The organism is Massilia sp. SYSU DXS3249, assembly GCF_053668055.1.
Genome location: NZ_JBSIPX010000041.1, coordinates 1 through 1,449 on the forward strand (window position 1 = coordinate 1; position 1,449 = coordinate 1,449).

Annotated in this window: 1 protein-coding gene; it reads left to right on the forward strand. The window is 53.8% G+C overall.

Annotation, left to right across the window (positions count from 1 at the left end; all coding sequences use genetic code 11):
- Positions 1-44: 44 nt before the first annotated feature.
- Positions 45-1,417 (forward strand): IS3 family transposase gene (locus ACWCIA_RS22855; protein ID WP_454166782.1). Its coding sequence is split into 2 segments (ribosomal slippage): positions 45-519 and positions 519-1,417, totalling 1,374 coding nucleotides; the frame shifts between segments, so codons are not numbered across the junction.
- The last annotated feature ends 32 nt before the right edge of the window (positions 1,418-1,449 follow it).

Here is a 1,449-nt window from a genome sequence, read left to right on the forward strand (position 1 = left end):
TGAACTGACCCCCAAAAGTTGGACACAACTTTTGGGGGTTTTTCATGACGAAGTACGACGAGCGTTTCAAGCTCGAAGTGGTTCAGGAGTATCTGTCGGGAACTGCGGGCCATAAGCGTGTGGCGGCGTTGCGCAACGTTGCGCCTGCCAGGGTAGCTGAATGGGTCAAGCTATACCGTGCTCACGGAGTCGACGGGCTGAAGAAGAAGTTCAGTCATTACGACGCAGGTTTCCGGCTCGCAGTGGTCCAACGCATGCGCACCGAAGAGCTTTCATACGGACAGGCTGCTGCGCTGTTCAACATCCGCAATCCAGGGTGCATTGGGCGGTGGGAGCGCTGTTATGATGAGGGCGGTTTAGAAGCTTTGGCTCCGCGCAAGCGCGGCCGTCCCAAGAAAATGATTGTCCCGCTCGATAAAAAAACCGAATCGCTACCCGATGCAGCTGGCCGTTCTCATGAAGAGCTGGTCGCCGAGGTGAACCAGTTGCGCATGGAGGTGGCCTATCTAAAAAAGTTACGAGCCTTGGTTCAATCGCAGCAACAGCAGCGAACGACAACACGCAAAAAGCGCAAGTAGTCATTGAACTGAGGCGACACTTCCCTCTTGCGGGCCTACTGAAATTGGCTGGCCTGGCGCGCAGCACTTTCTACTATCAACAGAAAGCAGCTCAGGCGGGCGACAAACATGAGGCCTTGAAAAAACAGATCAGTACGCTCTTCACTCGTCACAAAGGTCGGTATGGTTACCGGCGCGTGACGGCAGCCATTCGTCAGTTCGGCACGAAGGTCAACCACAAGACGGTGCAAAGCCTGATGGGCAAGCTCGGCCTGAAGTCGTTGGTTCGACCCAAGAAGTACCGATCGTACAAGGGAGAAGTGGGACAGGCTGCACCACATGTTCTGCAGCGGCGTTTCGACGCGACAGAGGTCAATCAGAAATGGGTAACCGACGTCACAGAGTTCAACGTCGCGGGCAAAAAACTCTACCTGTCCCCGGTCATGGATTTGTATAACGGCGAAATCGTCGCCTTCGAGACCTCAAAACGGCCAGAGTTTTCTTTGGTCGGCTTCATGCTCAAAAAAGCCCTAAACAAGCTCAGACCAGGCGAACGTCCCATCCTGCATTCTGACCAGGGATGGCAATATCGGATGCCGGCTTACCAGCGAGCCTTGAGGGAAAAGAGCGTTGTGCAGAGCATGTCACGCAAGGGCAACTGCCTGGACAACGCCGCAATGGAAAGCTTCTTCGCTGTGCTGAAGACCGAGTTCTTCTACTTGAACAAATTCAGCAGCGTCGACGAGCTGCAAGCCGGCCTCAAAAAGTATATCCATTACTATAATCACGACCGCATCAAGATGAAGCTAAAAGGGCTGAGTCCTGTCCAATACAGAACCCAGCCCTTAGCACTTCACTAGATCCAACCGTCCAACTTTACGGGGTCAGTTCA